Raw genomic sequence first — 652 nt, 5'->3', positions numbered from 1 at the left:
TCGTTACCTGCCGGCGGTGCCGAGGTGCTGGTACGGGACCCGGTCACGGTCGTACGTGATTGACGTGTAGCCGTGGGGCGCCGGCAGGCCGTCGTCGTCCAGGTTCACGAACACGATCTTTTCTATCGTCAGGATTGACTCTCGGGTGAACATGTTGCGCACTTCCGCGCGCATCGTGAGTGAGGTGCGGCCAAAGTGTGTTGCCGTCAGGCCCATTTCAATGAGGTCCCCCTGTACCGCGGAGGAGACAAAATTGATCTCCGACATGTACTTGGTGACCGCGTTGCCGTTGCCCAGCTGGACGATCGCATAAATCGCCGCCTCCTCATCAATCCAGCGCAGCAGGCTTCCGCCAAACAGCGTGCCGTTGGCGTTGAGGTCCTCGGGACGGACCCATTTGCGGGTGTGAAAGGTGATGTCGCCGGAAGTCATGGCTTGATCCTAGCCCCCTGGCACCCCGCGGATTCACCGCATCATGGACCACGACCCGTCGACACCCGCAACCGTCTATTTGTTCGACATATGAACCTCTGTACAAAAAGCGAACAATTGCTGTACCGTAATTTGTGTCACCGGCGTGCCAGGTCATGCCCGTCTGGTGGACCAATCCGAATGACCACGGAAGGAAGCGCCACATGCCAGGCACCAGGCC

The 652-nt window shown here is 59.4% G+C and carries 1 protein-coding gene; it reads right to left on the bottom strand.

All coding sequences use genetic code 11. The features are described 5' to 3' along the window. Nucleotides 1-3: 3 nt before the first annotated feature. Nucleotides 4-432 carry an acyl-CoA thioesterase gene (locus G6035_RS19670; RefSeq protein WP_176618785.1) on the bottom strand — a complete coding sequence of 143 codons (429 nt, stop codon included), beginning with the start codon at nt 430-432 and terminating at the stop codon, nt 4-6. Between the last annotated feature and the right edge of the window lie 220 nt (nt 433-652).

This window comes from Arthrobacter sp. SDTb3-6, assembly GCF_013376095.1.
In the GTDB taxonomy this organism is placed as follows: domain Bacteria; phylum Actinomycetota; class Actinomycetes; order Actinomycetales; family Micrococcaceae; genus Specibacter.
The sequence above is the reverse complement of the archived record's forward strand: the minus strand, read 5'-3'. Positions and strand labels throughout refer to the sequence as shown.

Excerpts from the sequence above, each read along its gene's own strand:
- G6035_RS19670 (WP_176618785.1), bottom strand. The coding sequence starts at position 432 with ATGACTTCCGGCGACATCACCTTTCACACCCGCAAATGGGTCCGTCCC.